Genomic DNA, 17,939 nt, shown 5'->3' on the forward strand with positions numbered 1-17,939 from the left:
GATTATGAAAGCAACGAATCGAATACCGGATCGCCGTGTCGTGCGACCGTTGACCGCACGAATATTGCGGTCGTTTCTGGTGGCGTCGGAACGCTCGCATCACCATATTTATGCGCTGTGGGAACACGCATCTGTCCTGTCATTTTCGATAAAAAATGCAGACGGCGAATATTTGTCGTTGCGGGAGTTTTTCGGCAGGGGCGATGCGGTTGCGCCCGACGATCCGCTCATCGTCATCTTCCACGAAGTGCATATCGAAACCGTGGAAGAATTGACCGCTGAATATATCGAACGTATTTACGAATCGTTCCTTTATCACCATTGCGAGATGGGATTGCGCCGCAACGCTCCGCTCCGTTTGACTCCGGAATCGATACGACGATACGGCTTGACCGAAGCGGACGCCGTCCTTGTCGGCGACCATCTCGAAGTCCTGAACGAGATGATCCGTCGGAAACTCCAGCAGCGATACGATGAACTCAAAGTGCTGGATTGCATTCGGAAGTGATAGTCATTATTTTTTGTAACAATCATATAATCATATCAATTAATTTGGTATATTTGTATTACTAAATATAATTTTCTTATGAAAGAGAATACTATTACCCTGTTTGGATTAGGAGACAAATATTTGCAGAATAAATTACCTTTTGAGTTTCCAATTGCATCGTCAGCAAAATCATTTTATGTAAAAGATTCAGAAAATAAAAAATATGTAGCTCCTATCTTAAAAATAAATGAAACTAATGTTGAGAAAGATGATATTCCCAATGTTATTTGTATTTCTGCGGCGGGTGCAACAGGGAAAAGCGAACTATCCAAATATTTATCAGCACATTATACTGCCCCCATTTTTAATCTTAGTTTGCATGATGCTGTTGGAAGTAATTCCCTAACTGGCATATTATTCGATAGTCTGGGATATGACGACGCGCCAATTTTTATTGCACAATTACGTACCGGCAAATCATTTTTGATAATTGACGCGATGGATGAAGGTTACCTAAAAACTACAGCCAATGGATATGATAGTTTTCTGGATAATATTGCATCAATTAGTAAAACTTCGCCCAATACTTGTGTCGTGATTTTAGGGAGAACACAAGCCATTGACCATACATATCTATATCTTGATGAAAAAGGTGTCAAAGTTTCTTTGTTAAGCATAGAAGCTTTTACAATAGGACAAGCAAAAGAATTTATTGACAAGCAATTAGATATCCAAGGATTCGAGCAACAATATATAATTGTCCGGGATTATATTATTGAAACAATAGAGGGATTTTTTAAAAACCAATCAGACATTAAAAAATCCCAATATTTATCATTTATTGGTTATGCACCTGTTCTATTATCAATAACATTATTATTATCACAAGAGCGTAATTATAAAAAACTTCACGAAGAACTATTAGCAAAGAATGATAAAAATATAGATCTGATAATTACGATTATAGAGCTAATTCTCAATAGAGATAAGGAAGAAAAAATCAATATCAATTTGTTACCTTCTTTATTAAATGGGAGGTCTAACTCATTTAAAGATAATGTATATAACACTATATATAATATAGACGAACAGTGCTATAGAATTATTGCGTTTATTTTATCTAAACCCATTAATTTAAATATAACGGGAGATAATACATTTGATAGTTTATATGAAGAGAAAATATGCAATTGGATAAAAGAACATCCATTTATCGAAAATAAAAAGATTCAAAATGCGGTATTCGAAAGTTATATTATCGCGAGATTAATTCAAAATGATTCATATGCAAATTTGGCATATGAATATCTAAATACAGTTTATAAAGATGCTTTTATGTTCTTCTTTATATACGATAAGTTATCAAAAGATAGAAAATTAGACCGTAAAATATTACCATTTTTATATGCGTCTATTAAATCGTTAGATAATTCAGAACATGTAACCAGTTTATCTATTGATGAGACTAATATTGATAAAACTTCGTTATACTGCGATGTTTCATTCCAGATTGATGATAAATCATATAACTATGAATGTAAGTTCCCTCAATCAGAAACTCTATTTATTGGCGATTTCTTATCAGATGTGGCCATTGATGCAGATGATGCTAAAATTCAGTTAAATAAGAGTAGGTGTATTTTAATACCGCCTATCTCTATAACTTGTAATACACTCTATAGTTATCCCAGTGAAATAATTATTGAAAACACAACGAACATAAACTCAGATAATACAATAGTGTTTGATTGTGAACATCTAAATATTGATTATTCACATAATGGGCAATATATATTATTATATAGAAATAGAAATACAGAATGTTTAAATATCTTTACATCACAGCGTCCCGATTACCCTTTTGATGCATACTGGAGTCATAATAAAATTTTGTCAGAGTTAACCGAAGAACAACTTTCGTTATTTAAAAAACTTAGGAAAATTATAGTTTTATTTAAATCTCATAGTAAAGGCCGCATGGCTAAATTCAAAGATAAAATCAACAACCGAAGAGTGTGCGGTACAGGAATAGGAAAAACGCTTTTAACAGAGTTGCTGAATAAACATGTTTTATATTTAGAAGGAGAATTTTATTTTATTTCCCCAGAAAATATGGATATTCATTTAGGATTATCCTATGATCAAATTAAAATGGGAATTATAAACGATAAAACAAAAAAGTTTTTAGTTAATCTCACCCACCCAACACCTCTGACTTGAAGTTCTCCTTTCCGAGAACATACACCAAATCCCGACCCTTGGCAGTCAATTGACCGCCGAGGGTTATTCGTAGATTCTGCGCGCTGCCGCCCGTCGGGAGCATCGCCTGCAACTTCGACAGCGGTGCGATGACTTCGGGATCCGTGCCTGCATTGGGATTGTCGCCGACCATCGCATAGGTAGGACCGTATGCCAGACCGCCGTTGGCCAGCGCAGGCACGCTCTTCTTCGCATTCTTGTTGATGAGCGCCGTCATTACGGCTGCCGCCGCGACCATCGCAGCACCGATGGCGATCGCCGCCCACGGGTTGGCGAGAACGGATTTCAACGCCGATTTGAAGGCGATGATCATCACGCCGAACTCGATGAGCTGCGAGCCGATATTCTTCAAAAAATTGGCGAACTGCGTCAAGATCGCTTTCATCAGTCCTCCGAATCCCAAATCGCCGGCAATGATCTGCCCGATAGCCTCCGCCGCTGCGACGATGCTGTCGGCCATAAACTTCGACACCTGCTGATCGAAGCGCGTCATCACCTCCGCAATCGTGGCGTGGACATGCTCCAATGCTGCCGAGAACGACCAGCCTTTTGCCGTCAGTGCCGTCGTGTAATTCTCGACCATCGAAACCGTATCGGCGATGTGCTCCTGCAAGTATGCGCTGCTGTCGTCTGCCCAGCCGTACAATCCTTCGCGCACCGCACCGAATATCGTCTGCATCTGCTGCGCGTATTGCGATGTTACGGGTTTCAGATCGCCCATTTTGAGTTTCGGCGCCGGCAGTTCCAACTCGAAGCCCCCGGGCAGAATACCGTCCATCTTGACGACGGGTTTCAGATCTTCGGGCTTGATATTCTTGATGCGCTCCAGCTCTTTTTGTAGCTTCTCGATCTCGGCGTTCGCCGCGGCGATATCCTCGACGGTCGATTCGGGCAGCAGTTTCTTCTTTTCGAGAGCCTCGATCCGCGCCTGCAATTTGCCGATGATACCCGTGCTTTGTTCCGTCTGCGCGTTGGTTCCGGCGATGGACTTCATCAGTTCCTCGGTTTGCTTGCGAGCCTCGTCCGTTACCTTGTTCAGTTCGGCCTGCGCTTCGGCGGCTTTCTTCTCCGTTTCGCGTTTTTTCTCGATAGCTGCCGTCAGCAAGTCGTACTCCTTGCGCAAGGGTGCGAGTTTCGATTCGTCGGGTACTTTCTGCAAGGTAAAACCGGCGACCAATCCTCCGAAATTCGGAACCATCCGCGTCTTGGTCGTCGTGGCGATGATCTCTTTCTGCTCGGCGATATTCTCCTGCAACTTGCGTTCGAGTTCGTCGAGCGATTCGGTCTCGGCCATCTCGTCGATCATCTTCTGCTTTTGGATGCGGGCGTAGGCGAACGCCGCACCGAGCGCGAGGACCGCCGCCATAATCAATCCGACGGGCGATAGCAATGCCGTAAATCCTGCTGCCAGCATCGGCAGCACCTTGATCACGGTGCCGATTCCGAGCGAAAGGGGACCGACCGCTGCGATCAGCCCCGCCACGACGACGATCGTCTGCATCATCGCCGGCGACATCGATTGCAGCATCTGCACGACCGTCGAGAGCGCACCCGCTATCTTCGTCGCGAAAGGCATGATGGCCGCACCGATCCATTCGAGGAAGTCGCCCCACGCATTCTTGAGCTGCTGCACGGCTCCGAGTCCCGTCCGTGCGGCGGCTTCGGCCTGCCCGCCGAACTTACGCTCCAACTCGTCGAGGATCATCGCCTGCGCTTTGGCTATGTCGCCCGTCTCGGCGAGTTTCTTGATTACCTCCGTCTGCTCCTTGGAGAAGGTGATGCCGGCACGCGATAGCGACGAGAGTTTCGTCGCGGGATCGGAGAGCGCTTTGCCCAACTGCAACGACGCCGAACCCAAATCCATCTCCAACGCCGTAGCAAGGTCCAATGCCAACGCCTGCGTGCGCTTGAAGTTCTCGCCCGTGATGTTGGTGAAAGCCAACAGGCGGGCGGTGGATTTGTCGAGGATCGTCTCGTCGCCGAAAATCGTCTTGCCCTGCAACTCCGAGGCGTAGTCGGCCAGCTGCCGGAAGTTGTAACCGACGGCCTGATTCGTAACCTTGAGCGCCTGCTGCACCTTCGCCTCGGCTTTGGCCTGTACATCGGCCAGGTGTAGCGACACGCCGCCCAATGCCGCAAGGGGTGCGGTGAGCTTCAGCGAGAGCGACTTGCCGATGGAGGTCAGCTTCTTTTCGAGCGAGCCGAGTCCTTTCTCGACCTGTTGCGCCTTCTGTTGGAACTCATACGAGTCGGCCCCGATCTTTATAAGTAAATCGGCGATTCTCCGGGACATGGCTGTTTAGGGTTTGTGTTGCAGATAGAGCGTCCAGCCTGTCTCGACGTCCGATAGTACCGCCGGCCGCCCGTTCTCCACGCGCGACATAGCAGCCACGACGGGGATCATCGTTTCGCCCGCCTGCGTATCGACAGGCTCGTCGGCACCGATGCCCGACCATTCGGACACGCAACGGATATAGTTCTCGGTATGGTTCTCGACGGGCGGAGCGTAGCGCGAGATCATCTGCCGGATTGTCCGATAACCCTTGCGGGAGTAGGAGTCCAGCAGCACGAACATCGCGCGGTAGCCCCACGCCATCGTCTCGAACTGCTTGAATGCCGTATCGCGCGAGGGCGCAACCTCGCCCAGATACTTCGTTGCCGATCGGCGGATATTGCCGGGATTACGATTGCGCATCCCTCTCGGCAAAGTTTTCTCGTTCATAATATCTGTTATTCGTTCTGGAATGTCATTGTAGCAATCGTTTCCTCCTTGCGGCTCGGCAGAGCCCGAAGCGGGTTCTGCTCTCGCTCCGCGGCGTCGGTTACAATTACTCAATCCTCTGCTCATTGCTTTATGATTTTCGGTTATTTTCGTCGTTCTCTTTGCGCCTGCGTTCCAACTCGGCTCTTTTGAGCAAGACCGGACAATGTTCGGGCGGCGTTTCGCATTTGTATGCCTGTCGGATGACGATGCGGCTGTGGTCGATCTCCACGTCCTTGTGCTCGATGATGATTTCGAGTTTGCCGACCTTCTCTTCGAGTTTCTCCACACGCCCGTCCAGCCGCGTGATCTGCTCGGACTGGATCGCCACGACCTTCTCCGTGTTTGCTAATTCGGCGGAGTCGGCGGCCGCGTTCTCCTTGCGCTTCTTCGCGTTGAAAAAGAGAATCGTTCCCGCCAGTCCGCTGGCGAGGATGAAGTTCAGAATGATGGATAGTGTTTCCATAGTTTCGCACTTATTCAGGAATGTATTTGTAAATCGTCCGTTCGCGCACGATATAGAGGTCGCCGTAGATGAAAAATAGCCCCATGATGTTCTCGCCCCAGCCGGCGACGTTCCGAACGTCGGTCGTCGTGTCGTCGCGGAAGTTCCGGATGAAGATGCCGTCGTCGTAGGAGTGCACGACCTCGCTCATCGTATGGTCGGCATGATCCGCCCAGCGTCCCAACCGCCGGAGCAGCGTCCGCTCGGTAATCGAATCCCGCCGGTAGAACCACAGCATATCGTCGGCGTTGATGCCGATATAGTTGTCGGAGACGGTGACGATCTGCTCGCCCGCAGCGAATTGCAGCATCTTGCAGGGCTGGTGGAACCGTTTGTCGTGCAGATAGGCGCCATGCGAGGTGTTCACGACGATCGTATTTTCCGTGCGCCGCAGGGCGAGGATCGCACCCGACATCGGCGTACCCTCGTAGGCATATCCCCGTCCGCGATAGCCGGTCGAGGCATCGGGCGAAACGTATTTGCACTCCGGGCGCGAGAGGTAGCGATAGGTGCGGTAGTTCGGCTCCTCGTCCTCAGCCGTGGCGGCGCTGCGTCCGCCGGCATTGCCGCTGCGCGGACCGATATACTGCCGGTAAGATTTCAGGATATGAATATACCCGTCCATGCAGGTCGCGACGTTGCGGTACTCCTCCGGCGGGACGTATATCCGTTCGACCGTACCGCGATAGTCGAGGTAGCGGACCTCTTGCCCGTCCACCGCGACGAACCCTTCGTCCGCCTCGAACATCTCGAAGGACGTCGTGCTGCGATAGATCTCCCGCACCTGCCGCGTAGCGGTATCGAAGGCATAGACCGTCTTTTTATCGGAGGATTGGAGCAGCAGCCGGTTCAGGCAGCGGATCGCCTTGCCGACCGTGAAGGACAGCGTCGCGACCGCTATGCAGTCGTCGCCCTCCGGCGGTCTCTCCGTTGCGAGCAGATGCGGCATCTCCGTGAGTTCGCTGTTGTAGGAGTCGTCGAGGGCATTCAGCTCGATGGAGTTCAAGTAATAGGCGGCGTTCAGGAACTTGTCGTCCCGAACCACCGTATTCATATCGATATGCTGTCCCGTGAAAATCTCGCCCGTGATGCGCCGGCTCGGCAGCTGCTTGTACCGCAATGCTCCCTGCACGATATGACCGACCAGCGTGTCGTAGTCGTTCCGACCTTTCGTATGCCAGATGCGCGTGGGGTTGCCGCCGGCATCGAGGTAGTAGAGCGCATAGAGCAGCCGGTCGTTCGGAATGGCGGGAATATCGCTCACGGGAAGCGTTACGGACATATCGACATTGTTCGCGGGATCGACGAGCGATTCGTAGCGCAAACCCTTGTCATAGCTGTCGCCCGCATCGATTGAGAGCGTCATCTTGCGGAACGCGGCGCTCTCCTGATAGCCCGAGGTGCGGCCGCTCGGGTTGCCGAAGCGGTCGGTATAGGTCGTGATCTTGCCGATGAGCGTCTGCCGGATGAAGAACCGCCACTCGCCGTCGCAGGGGATGCCGTCGATCTCGATCTTCATATTCTGCTCGTTGCCGGTCTTGACCGTACTCGCGATCTCCCCGTCGGAGGACTGCACCCACGAGCCGCTCTCGGCGAGGCTGTATGTCGCCTTTTCGCCGACGATGCGAACGCCGTAATGCACCGCGACATCGACGCTTTCGTTCGGGCGGTAAATACCCAGTCCCCATTCCCGATGGTAGGTCTGCAACCCGAACTCCCATACGAGCGGGAAGTTGCACTGCTCGACGGGAAAGCCCCGAGTTACGACCTCCGCACCCCGATAGGCATCCTCGCCGCTGAAATAGAGTTCCTCCCCGCTTTTCACGGAGACGAAGCCGTGCGGATCCGTCCACGCGTCGGGATCGTAGAACCCGATGCGGGCTATCAGGTTGTCGAGGCTTTTGTTCTTTACATCGACCGAGACTTTGCGCAGCGCAGGGACGATGTCGAGCGTCGAACTTCCCTCGATGTGCAGGTCGCCCGTCCACATACCGTCGATGCGCTCGCGGGCCGCCGACGCGACGACCTGCGCACCTGTATGGATCACGAGCCGCAGTCCGCTGCCCGTAACGACCCGCCCGACGGGATGCTCCGTGCCGACGCGGTAGAAATTCACGGGACGGGCAGTTCGGTAGAGCGACACGGCACGGCGGATATGCAGGGCGCCGTTCGACTGGAAGATCTGTCCGGCGAACGGACGCAGGCACAGTTCGAGGATGTCGCGATAGGTAGGCTCCTCGTAGACGTAGTAGAGCCGTTCGAGGTCGATATAGGTTTGACGGAGCGGAGAGGCGTTCTCGTCCATCCCTTCGGCATACAGATCCATCCAGTCCGCCGTATCGAAATCCAACTCCAACAGGTCGATGCAGGAGGAGAGCAGTTCCCACAGCGACCGTCTGCCCGCGGTGCCGATATGTACGAGGTCGCGGAACGGAATGCTCGACAAGAGGTTGAAACCATCCACGGCCTTGATCGTGACGGTATAGGGCGGAGCGGTGAAGTTCTCGGAGTAGAGGTCGGAGGTTACGTAGCCCCGCCAATAGAGCTGCCGATTGCGGAAAATCGAGACGCGAAAATAACGGGGATCGGAGGTAAACAGAGCCAGGTAATGGAAATTCTCCTTGCAGAGGATATTGATGGTCGCTTCCGAAGCCTTGACCGGCACGTAGAACTCGTCGCCCCGTTTCTCCCACGTGATCTGCAACGGTGCACCGCCGTCGAAGGTCATCTCCTCCGACGGACCTGCGTACCCCCGCTCCGAAATCTCCACGCGCCACAAAACGCCTTTGTACTTCGAGCGAAGTTCAGCGTAATATTTCAGACCGAAAATCGCCACCTCGTCTCTCCTTTGGCGTAAAGGTAGACGGGGCGGCGAGTACGGAAGAGATACTTTGTCTCCGTTGCGCTACTGTTCCTTTTCAGGGGTAACCCGAAATCCGATCGGTCTTCGGGCTGCATTCCGTTTCGGCAGTTCGACCGATAATGCTCCGATCGCTTCGTAAATCGTTTCGATATCCTTGCGCACGTCTTCCGACAAATCGTTGACTCCGCCCAATATCTCTTCGGTCGTTTGTTCGAGTTCGAGAATCCGCTCCCGGAGTCGTGCGATCTCGACCGATTCGGCGGTTCGTGTCAGGATGCAGTTGCGCATGGCGACGAACGCATCCATAATCGAGATGCTGACCTGAATCGCCGTCGGGCTTCGCAATACGGCAGACAACATCGAAACGCCTTGCTCCGTAAAGGCATAGGGTAGATATTTCAGGTGTTTGCCTCGTTCAAGCGGCATATCGTTTAAGGTGCCAATTCGGCACCTTAAAGCCTCCTCTTTGGTCAGCTGAAACATGAACCGCTCCGGGAAACGCTCGATATTTCGTTTGACGGCACGGTTGAGAGCCTTGGTTTCGACGCCGTACAACTCCGCGAGGTCTTTGTCTAACATCACCCGCACGCCGCGCACCTCGTGAATCTTGTTCTGTATGATTTGCAATTCCATAAAAATCTGTTTATAAACCGGCCGCAACCGTTGTCGGGCGAATCATCGCCTTGGCGTTCAGCTTGCCGGCGAGGACCTCCATGTCGTTGTTGATCTTCGTGTCGATGACCCGCGCATAAATCTGCGTCGTCTGAATATTCGTATGTCCGAGCATCTTCGATACGGTTTCGATCGGTACTCCGTTGGCCAGCGTAACGGTCGTAGCGAAGGTGTGCCGCGCCATGTGGAATGTCAAATCCTTGTCGATGCCGCACACGCTTGCAATCTCTTTCAGGTAGGAGTTGACCTTCTGATTCGACGGGACGGGGAAAAGCAAGCCGCCTTTGGCCGTACCGTCGTATTTCTCGATCAATCGTATGGGAACGTCGAGCAGACGCACATGCACGGGAACATCGGTCTTCTGCCGTTTGGTGTCGATCCAGAGATTGCCGTCGGGCCATCGGCGGAGCATATCGGCGGATAGATGTTTGAGGTCGATATAGGCCAAGCCGGTATAGCAGCTGAACAGAAAGAGGTCGCGGATGACTTCGAGCCGTTTCATGGCGAATATCTTATTCGCGAGGCGGTCCAGTTCTTCGTCGGTCAGGTAGCCTCTGTCCACCTTCTCGAAATGGAGTTTGTAGCCCGCTAGCGGATCGTTCTTCGACCAGCCGTTCAAATAGCCGACGTGCAACATGGTCTTCAACTGCCGCATCAACTTCATCGTCGAATTGTTCGTCAGCCGGTAGTTCATGCGCAGCCATCGGTCGAAATCGGTAGCGAAGCGGGGATGCAGCTCCTTGACCGCCATATCGGGCAGGCGGTAGCGCGCCTGCATGAACTCCGCAAGTCGGTTGCGGGTCAGTTTGTAACGCAGATACGTTTCGCGGCAGCATTGCTCGGTTTTGAGCAGGTCGGTATAATCCTCGATGAAACGGTCGCAAACCTGCAATAACGTAGTGGCGTTCTGGTCGAGTCCCGTGATGGCGTTTTTGAGTTTGCCGGCCGTGATGACCTCCTCGCGCCGAAGCATCTCGTCGTATTTGCGCCGTATCAGCACGCGCAACTCTTCGAGCATCTCGTTGATCTGTTTCTCCTCTTTGGTCTTGCCCGCCGTGCGGTAATCTTTCGGCAGCCAGCGGTCGGGATGGATGTACATTCTCGTAGCGAAATGCACCATTTCGCCGTTGACGGTGATGCGCGCTACGATAGGGACGGTGCCGTCTTCGCGGATCTTGCCTTTCTGAATGATAAAAATTACGGCGAAGGTACTTTTCTGTGCCCGTAACCTGCGGGACGGTCTCGCGGCGTTTTCGTGTAACCGCTGGTTCGTGTCTTTCTTCATAACGATACTTTACTTATTGGTTCGACAAAAATAGTCCAACACAACTATTTGATTGACAAATAGGTAAAGTCAATGAAGGACGCCGCGAAGACAAGCCGAGGCAAGGTTACGCGATTGCGATGCGCCGGTTACGAATGGGTTACGTTCGGGCGTCCCGAAGTGTCCGCAGGAACGGATTCGGGGCGGTTTCGCGTAAGCCATATGTAACCTGAAGCGGATTTCCTAACGCTTTGACGCATCGTGCAATAGGGCATAAACAAAAGAAAACGAGACGGCTGCGGTAACCATCTCGTTTCTTCGTCTGCGGTGCGTAGGGGACTCGAACCCCTGACCCCGTGCGTGACAGGCACGTATTCTAACCAGCTGAACTAACGCACCATTCCGGTTATTGCGAGTGCAAAGATAATGGAATTTTTTGAATCGGCAAATGCTTTCACGGCTTTTTGAAGAAAGAAAATTGCACGCTTCCGTAACTCCTTAATTGCCAGAACTCGGGATAAGCCGAAAAATCCATTTTTTTCGAGTGCTCGAAAATGAGGATGCCGCCCGGACGCAGCAGATCGCCTTCAAGGACCAGTTTCACGACCTGTTCGCTGCCTTCCAGATCATAGGGGGCGTCCGAAAAAATGATGTCGAATTGCTTCGGACAGCTTTTCAGGTAGAGGAACACATTGGCTTTCACCGGGTAGAAATTCCCAATTCCCAACTGTGCGGCGGTTTGCCGGATGAAATTGTAGTGGACGGCGTTGATCTCCACCGAGGTGACGCTCCGCGCCCCGCGCGATGCGAATTCGTAGCTGATCGACCCGGTGCCGGCGAAAAGGTCGAGCACGTCGCACTCCTCGAAATCCACCAGGTTGCCCAATACGTTGAAGAGGTTCTCCTTGGCGAAATCGGTCGTCGGCCGCGCCCGCAGGTTTCGGGGCGGATTGATCGCCCGGCCCTTGTATTTTCCGCTTACTATTCGCATGTCGCTTGTTTGAAACGTTTTCCCAGCAGTCTGCGGGCCGCCTTGGGGGAGTCGCCCGCGATGCGCAGTTCGAACCCCGCAAGCGGGAAACAGCCGTTCAGCCGCTCGAAGAAGTAGGCGAGGTCGGCATCCGACCCTGCGGGAATCACCTCGGCCAGTTGCAGGGCCCCGTCGTCGTATACCTTTATATATAACAGTTCCGCGCGGCGGCACATCCATACGGTTTTGGTCGCATCGTGCGGCGTATGGAGCAGCGGGGTGGTGAACCGGGCCCGGTCGCCGAGTTTTTCCTCGATCTGCCGCAGGATTTCGCGGTTAATCGCCGCGACGGCTGCATATTCCTCTTCCCGGCCGCAGCATACGGCGCATTCGTCCGCTGCCGGGGGCATTCCGTTCGCCGCGAGCAGCTCGGCGGCGTGTTTTTCGTCGAACAACTCTGCGGGGACGAGCATCGTGCGGGGAAGCAGCAGTTCGACCTGCACGGCCGTGTGCTCCGCAGGGATGTCCGACAGCGCAGGGACCGAAAAAGAGTGTCCATCCAACGAGCGCTGAATGGACACCGTATAGCCTGCCTGCGGCGTGTTACTCCCAGTTACCGGCCTCATTGTTTCCGGAATCCATCGAGCCGAACTTGACACCGGCATAGCGGTTGAAGTTGTTCTCCTCGTCGTCGATCAGGTTGATGACCTCCTGACGGTAGGTGACCGTGTCGAGGAACATCTTGTAGGGAGCGCGGCACTCCACGACCGGGACTACGACCTTGGACTCGGTCGTGATGACGCCGGCTTCCATGATGAACTCCGCCTTCTTGTCGGTTCCGGGGATGTAGCGGAAATTCTCGACATCCTCGCGGCTCACCTTCTTGGGAGCGAAAATGGTGTCGATCACGGCTACCTTGAACTTCTCGATGTTCTTCTTGCCCGATTTTTTCAGCATGGCCATTGCCACCGAGTCGTCCTCGTCCACGATCTTGCGCTCCATTTCGAGCGTGTCGGTGAGTACGAAAGCGGTCAGCGAGTCGAAGCTGCCGGTGAAGTGCTGGTATTTCGACTTGAATGCGCGCTGTGCGGTACGGATGTCCTTGATGCGGTCGATAACCTGTGCCTTCTTCGTCTTCATTTCCTGATCGAAACGAATCGGGGTGGAGATCTGGACGTAGATAACGTAGATCAGGCCCACGATAGCTACGGCAAGAATGATTTGAACGAGTTTTTTCATTTTAATAGATATTTGTTATTAATTTTGCACTAAATTAAAAACCGACGCATGCTCAGCACACGTATCGCGACCCAAATTTACGCTAAAATTTGTTTCGAAACAACTCCCGGGCAAAAAAAAATCATAGAAAAGTTGTCCGAATATCTTGCAGACGACGATTTTTCGAGGATTTTCGTGCTGAACGGTTATGCGGGCACCGGAAAAACGACGCTCATCGGGGCTTTGGTCGGGGCGCTTAAAGATTTGGGAATCAAACCCGTGCTGCTGGCGCCCACGGGGCGGGCCGCCAAAGTGCTGGCCCAATACGCTCAGGAAAAGGCTTTTACCATCCACAAACGCATCTACCGCCAGCGCACGAACGCCGATTACGAATCGAAATTCTCGCTCGATTTCAACCGGGAGTGCGGAGCGGTGTTCATCGTTGACGAGGCTTCGATGCTTTCCGATGCGTCGGGCGGCGGGGCGGTTTTCGGCAGCGGATCGCTGCTTTCGGACCTGGTGGAGTATGTCCGCAGCGGCCGCGGGTGCCGGCTGGTGCTGGTCGGCGACAGCGCCCAGCTGCCGCCCGTGGGGGCCGATTTCAGCCCGGCGCTCGATCCCGCGTCGATGGACGCCTACGGCGACATCATTTACGGCACGATGGACGAAGTGGTGCGGCAGGAGGCGCAGTCGGGCATCCTGTTCAACGCCACGGTGGTGCGCTGCATGCTTGAAAACGGCCTTTACGAGATTCCCCGCTTCCGGCTCGGCTTCCCGGATGTCGAGCGGATCGAGGGCGGCGAGTTCCTCGAAAAATTGCAGGACTGCTACGCCCTTTACGGCCGCGACGAAACGATCGTCGTCACGCGGTCGAACAAGCGCGCCAACCGCTACAATGAGGGTATCCGGCGCAACGTGCTCTGCGCCGAGGAGGAGATCGAGAGCGGCGATATGCTGATGGTCGTCAAGAACAACTACTATTTTCCCGAACATACGGAGGATTGTCCGATGAACTTCATCGCCAACGGCGACATCGCGCGGCTGAAGCGCCTGCGCCGCTTCGAGGATTTCTATGGCTTCCGCTTCGCCAACGCCGTGCTCGAATTTCCCGACTACGACGGCGCGGAGATCGAGTGCAAGATACTTCTGGACACGATCGCTTCGGAATCCCCGTCGCTCACGCGCGAAGAGTCCACGCGCCTTTTCTACGAGGTCGAGAAGGACTACCTCGACATCAAGAGCAAGCTCAAACGCTTCAAGGAAATCCGTGAGAATCCGCATTTCAACGCCGTTCAGGTGAAGTTCTCTTACGCTGTCACGTGCCACAAAGCGCAGGGCGGCCAATGGCGGGCGGTCTTCATCGACCGCTGCCTGTTCGGCGACGAGCCGATGACGCGCGACATGCTCCGCTGGCTCTACACGGCGCTGACGCGCGCCACCGATAAATTGTATCTTGTAAATTTCGACGATCAATTCTATGAATAGCGAACAGCATCCCCTCGAACCCTTTCTGCCCGAAAATGCCCGCCTGCTGATGCTGGGCAGCTTCCCTCCCAAGCGCATCCGCTGGTCGATGGAGTTCTTCTATCCCAATCTGCAAAACGACATGTGGCGCATCGTGGGCTACCTGGCCGCGGGCGACAAGACGCACTTCCTGGAGCCCGGCGGACGGCGTTTCGACAAGGAGCGCATCGAGGCGTTCTGCCGCGAGCGGGGTATTGCGCTCTACGATACGGCAGTGGAGGTTATACGACTGAAAGACAACGCTTCGGATAATTTTCTTCAAGTGGTGCGCGAAGTGGATCTCGCGGCCCTGCTGGCCCGTATTCCCGCCTGCGGGAACATCGTCACCACGGGGCAGAAAGCTACCGACACGCTGCGCGCCGTCACGGGCTGCGACGAGCCCGCAGTGGGCGGGTGGGTGCCCATGCACTTTGCCGGACGCGACCTGAAACTGTGGCGCATGCCCTCCTCGTCGCGGGCTTATCCGCGGCCGGTGGAGTGGAAAGCCGGGTTTTACCGGAAAGTCTTCGCCGAAAGCGGGATCATCTGACGCTGCTGCCGGAAAAACAGCCGGAAAAAGCGAAAAAAAATTGAGTTCCGGCTTTGCACGGCATCCAAAAAAGGGCTATCTTTGATGGCGTAACGATGCTTTTATATGCCGGGCGGTTTTACGGCTCCGCTGGCAATCGGCTATTGCAAAGGTCCGATTTTTTTGTATCTTTGCCGTATAATTTATACAATTTTTTATTTTGGCCTCAGACAAGAAAATCGACAAAAAATATGTCGAGACGCCCCTGATGAAGCAGTATTATGCCATCAAGGCGGTGCATCCCGACGCCATACTGCTGTTCCGCGTAGGCGACTTTTACGAGACCTTCGGCGACGACGCGATCAAGGCCAGCGGCATACTGGGCATCACGCTCACACGCCGCGCCAACGGATCGGCGGCGTACGTCGAGCTGGCGGGATTTCCCTACCATGCCATCGACACCTATCTGCCCAAGCTGGTGCGGGCCGGCGAGCGCGTGGCCATCTGCGAGCAGTTGGAGGACCCCAAGCTGGTGAAAGGGCTCGTCAAGCGCGGCGTCATCGAGCTGGTGACTCCGGGCATCGTGCTGGGGGACAACATCCTGGCCAACAAGGAGAACAACTTCATCGCGTCGGTCTATTTCGGCCGGCAGATCACGGGCGTGGCTTTTCTGGACATCTCCACGGGCGAATTCTACGTGGCCGAAGGTTCGGACAGCTACGTCGATAAGCTGATTTCGAATCTCCAGCCCAAAGAGGTGGTCTATCAGCGCGGCTACGAGGACCGTTTCTCCGGTTCGTTCGGCTCGAAACTCTACACCTACCGCCTCGACGAATGGGTCTTTTCGGAGGAGGTCAACCGCGAGAAACTCTGCAAGCAGTTCGGGACCAAATCGCTGAAAGGCTTCGGCGTGGAGCAGTTCACCAGCGGCATTTCGGCCGCCGGGGCCATTCTCTACTACCTCGAATTCACCGAGCACCGCGAGACGGGGCACATCGCCTCCATCGCCCGCATCGACCAGGACGACTACGTGTGGGTCGATAAGTTCACGATCCGCAACCTGGAGCTTTTTTCGTCGAACGGCGCACGCGAGAAATGCAGTTTCGCCGAAGTGATCGACCGAACGCTGACGCCGATGGGCGGACGCCTGCTGAAACGCTGGATCGCCATGCCGATCAAGGACCCGGTGCGGATCAACGAACGGCTGGACGTGGTGGAACGCTTCATCAAGGATGCCGACCTCGCGGACGTTATCCGCGAGCAGGTGGCGCTGGTGGGCGACCTCGAACGCATTGCGGGCCGTATCGCGGCCCAGCGGGTCACGCCGCGCGAACTGGTGCAGCTCAAAAACTCGCTGGGGGCCATCGACACCCTTAAAGCCGCTCTGGAATCCACCGACGACGACCGCCTGCACGCGCTGGCGGGGCAGATCGACCCGCTGGCGGAGGTCCGCGAACGCATTGCCCGCGAGATCTATCCCGATCCGCAGAACAACCAGATACAGAAGGGCGGCGTGATTGCCGACGGGGTCGATCCCGAGCTGGACGACCTGCGGCGCATCGCGCTCCACGGCAAGGATTACCTTTCGCGCATTCAGCAGCGCGAAAGCGAGGCGACGGGTATTCCGTCGCTCAAAATCAGCTACAACAACGTCTTCGGCTACTATATCGAGGTCCGCAACGCCCATAAGGAGAAAGTTCCTGCGACGTGGATTCGCAAGCAGACCCTCGCCAATGCCGAACGTTACATCACCGAGGAGCTCAAGGAGTACGAGGAGAAGATCCTCGGCGCCGAAGAGAAGATGCTCGTGCTCGAACAGCGCATCTATGCCGAGATCATGGCATTTATCTGCGGTTCGCTGACGCCGATGCTGCGCGACGCGGCCGTGGTGGCGCGCATCGACTGCCTGCAATCCTTCGCTCGGCTGGCCTGCGAGCGGCGCTACGTGCGTCCGGTGCTCGACGACGGCAAGCGCATCGACATCCGGCAGGGCCGCCACCCGGTGATCGAGACCCTGATGCCCGTGGGGGAGGAGTACATTCCCAACGACGTGATGCTTGACGACAAGCAGCAGCAGATCATGATGATAACCGGTCCCAACATGTCGGGTAAGTCGGCGTTACTGCGTCAGACGGCGCTCATTATCCTGATGGCCCAGATGGGTTGTTACGTACCCGCGAAGTCGGCCCATATCGGCGTCGTGGACAAGATTTTCACCCGCGTCGGGGCTTCGGACAACATCTCGCAGGGCGAATCGACCTTCATGGTCGAGATGCTCGAATCGGCCAGCATCCTGAACAACATCTCCGACCGCAGTATCGTGCTGCTGGACGAGATCGGGCGCGGAACCTCGACTTACGACGGCATTTCGATCGCCTGGGCGATGGTCGAGTATCTGCACAACCATCCGACGGCGCACGCCAAGACCCTCTTCGCCACGCACTACCACGAGCTGAACGAAATGGAGCAGATGTGCCCGCGGGTGAAGAACTACCACGTTTCGGTCAAGGAGATCGGCAACCAGATCGTCTTCCTGCGCAAGCTGGAACGCGGCGGCACGGAACATTCGTTCGGTATTCACGTGGCCCGCATGGCCGGTATGCCGATGTCGGTCGTTTCGAGGGCCGACGAGATTCTGCGCAACCTCGAACTGGTCTACGGCAACAACGAGATCGTGCCGAGCCGCAGTCTGAAGGAGCGGGGACGCAAATCGGCGGCGCAGGCCGTGAAGGAGGCAGCCAAGAGCGCCGGACCTCAGAACATGCAGTTGTCGATGTTCCAGCTGGACGACCCCGTTCTGGTGCAAATCCGCGATCAGATCAAGGGCCTCGACATCAATTCGCTGACGCCGATCGAGGCATTGAACAAACTCAACGAAATCAAGAAGATAACCGGCATCTGACGA

The 17,939-nt window shown here is 54.1% G+C and carries 14 protein-coding genes and 1 tRNA gene; 5 read left to right on the plus strand and 10 right to left on the minus strand.

Annotated features, from left to right (window positions below):
• Nucleotides 1-4 precede the first annotated feature (4 nt).
• Nucleotides 5-508, plus strand: coding sequence for a hypothetical protein (locus WMO46_RS05090; protein WP_349093933.1), 504 nt, complete (start codon nt 5-7; stop codon nt 506-508).
• A gap of 78 nt (nt 509-586) precedes the next feature.
• Nucleotides 587-2,710, plus strand: coding sequence for an NACHT domain-containing protein (locus WMO46_RS05095; RefSeq protein WP_276716170.1), 2,124 nt, complete (start codon nt 587-589; stop codon nt 2,708-2,710).
• On the opposite strand, the gene WMO46_RS05100 is transcribed toward WMO46_RS05095, so the two are convergent.
• The 10 genes from WMO46_RS05100 to WMO46_RS05145 form a co-directional block, all read right to left on the minus strand.
• Nucleotides 2,685-5,042, minus strand: coding sequence for a hypothetical protein (locus tag WMO46_RS05100; RefSeq protein ID WP_349093934.1), 2,358 nt, complete (start codon nt 5,040-5,042; stop codon nt 2,685-2,687). The genes WMO46_RS05095 and WMO46_RS05100 overlap by 26 nt on opposite strands.
• A gap of 6 nt (nt 5,043-5,048) precedes the next feature.
• Nucleotides 5,049-5,456: a structural protein P5 gene (locus tag WMO46_RS05105; RefSeq protein ID WP_349093973.1), complete on the minus strand. Its 408-nt coding sequence runs from the start codon at nt 5,454-5,456 to the stop codon at nt 5,049-5,051.
• Between the two features lie 145 nt (nt 5,457-5,601).
• Entirely contained in the window at nt 5,602-5,976 is a 375-nt protein-coding gene (locus tag WMO46_RS05110; RefSeq protein WP_349093935.1) for a hypothetical protein, read from the minus strand.
• Nucleotides 5,977-5,986: 10 nt separating this feature from the next.
• Nucleotides 5,987-8,851: a hypothetical protein gene (locus tag WMO46_RS05115; RefSeq protein ID WP_349093936.1), complete on the minus strand. Its 2,865-nt coding sequence runs from the start codon at nt 8,849-8,851 to the stop codon at nt 5,987-5,989.
• A 69-nt stretch (nt 8,852-8,920) separates the two neighbouring features.
• The gene (locus WMO46_RS05120; protein WP_349093937.1) at nt 8,921-9,511 is read right to left on the minus strand and encodes an ORF6N domain-containing protein; all 591 of its coding nucleotides are present in this window, start codon (nt 9,509-9,511) and stop codon (nt 8,921-8,923) included.
• Between the two features lie 10 nt (nt 9,512-9,521).
• Nucleotides 9,522-10,835 carry a site-specific integrase gene (locus WMO46_RS05125; RefSeq protein WP_349093938.1) on the minus strand — a complete coding sequence of 438 codons (1,314 nt, stop codon included), beginning with the start codon at nt 10,833-10,835 and terminating at the stop codon, nt 9,522-9,524.
• Nucleotides 10,836-11,139: 304 nt separating this feature from the next.
• Nucleotides 11,140-11,213 (minus strand) — tRNA-Asp (locus WMO46_RS05130).
• Between the two features lie 55 nt (nt 11,214-11,268).
• Nucleotides 11,269-11,805, minus strand: a complete 537-nt coding sequence (locus tag WMO46_RS05135; RefSeq protein ID WP_196018071.1) for an RsmD family RNA methyltransferase — start codon at nt 11,803-11,805, stop codon at nt 11,269-11,271.
• Nucleotides 11,796-12,410, minus strand: a complete 615-nt coding sequence (locus WMO46_RS05140) for a hypothetical protein (protein WP_349093939.1) — start codon at nt 12,408-12,410, stop codon at nt 11,796-11,798. The genes WMO46_RS05135 and WMO46_RS05140 overlap by 10 nt, the downstream gene beginning before the upstream one ends.
• Nucleotides 12,388-13,023, minus strand: a complete 636-nt coding sequence (locus WMO46_RS05145) for a hypothetical protein (protein ID WP_019150405.1) — start codon at nt 13,021-13,023, stop codon at nt 12,388-12,390. The genes WMO46_RS05140 and WMO46_RS05145 overlap by 23 nt, the downstream gene beginning before the upstream one ends.
• Before the next feature lie 48 nt (nt 13,024-13,071).
• On the opposite strand from WMO46_RS05145, the gene WMO46_RS05150 reads away from it, so the two are divergent.
• From WMO46_RS05150 to mutS, 3 genes are all read left to right on the plus strand, one after another.
• Entirely contained in the window at nt 13,072-14,487 is a 1,416-nt protein-coding gene (locus WMO46_RS05150; protein ID WP_129649688.1) for an ATP-dependent DNA helicase, read from the plus strand.
• A complete protein-coding gene (locus tag WMO46_RS05155) occupies nt 14,480-15,055 on the plus strand; it encodes a uracil-DNA glycosylase family protein (RefSeq protein ID WP_019150403.1) in 576 nt (191 codons plus the stop codon). The genes WMO46_RS05150 and WMO46_RS05155 overlap by 8 nt, the downstream gene beginning before the upstream one ends.
• Nucleotides 15,056-15,272: 217 nt before the next feature.
• On the plus strand, nt 15,273-17,936 hold the full coding sequence (gene mutS, locus WMO46_RS05160) for a DNA mismatch repair protein MutS (RefSeq protein WP_410520082.1): 2,664 nt from the start codon (nt 15,273-15,275) through the stop codon (nt 17,934-17,936).
• Nucleotides 17,937-17,939 lie beyond the last annotated feature (3 nt).

Source organism: Alistipes intestinihominis (assembly GCF_040095975.1).
Lineage (GTDB): Bacteria > Bacteroidota > Bacteroidia > Bacteroidales > Rikenellaceae > Alistipes > Alistipes senegalensis.

Coding starts and splice junctions, on each gene's coding strand:
- WMO46_RS05090 (WP_349093933.1), top strand. CDS start 5: ATGAAAGCAACGAATCGAATACCGGATCGCCGTGTCGTGCGACCGTTG.
- WMO46_RS05095 (WP_276716170.1), top strand. CDS start 587: ATGAAAGAGAATACTATTACCCTGTTTGGATTAGGAGACAAATATTTG.
- WMO46_RS05100 (WP_349093934.1), bottom strand. CDS start 5,042: ATGTCCCGGAGAATCGCCGATTTACTTATAAAGATCGGGGCCGACTCG.
- WMO46_RS05110 (WP_349093935.1), bottom strand. CDS start 5,976: ATGGAAACACTATCCATCATTCTGAACTTCATCCTCGCCAGCGGACTG.
- WMO46_RS05120 (WP_349093937.1), bottom strand. CDS start 9,511: ATGGAATTGCAAATCATACAGAACAAGATTCACGAGGTGCGCGGCGTG.
- WMO46_RS05125 (WP_349093938.1), bottom strand. CDS start 10,835: ATGAAGAAAGACACGAACCAGCGGTTACACGAAAACGCCGCGAGACCG.
- WMO46_RS05135 (WP_196018071.1), bottom strand. CDS start 11,805: ATGCGAATAGTAAGCGGAAAATACAAGGGCCGGGCGATCAATCCGCCC.
- WMO46_RS05140 (WP_349093939.1), bottom strand. CDS start 12,410: ATGAGGCCGGTAACTGGGAGTAACACGCCGCAGGCAGGCTATACGGTG.
- WMO46_RS05145 (WP_019150405.1), bottom strand. CDS start 13,023: ATGAAAAAACTCGTTCAAATCATTCTTGCCGTAGCTATCGTGGGCCTG.
- WMO46_RS05150 (WP_129649688.1), top strand. CDS start 13,072: ATGCTCAGCACACGTATCGCGACCCAAATTTACGCTAAAATTTGTTTC.
- WMO46_RS05155 (WP_019150403.1), top strand. CDS start 14,480: ATGAATAGCGAACAGCATCCCCTCGAACCCTTTCTGCCCGAAAATGCC.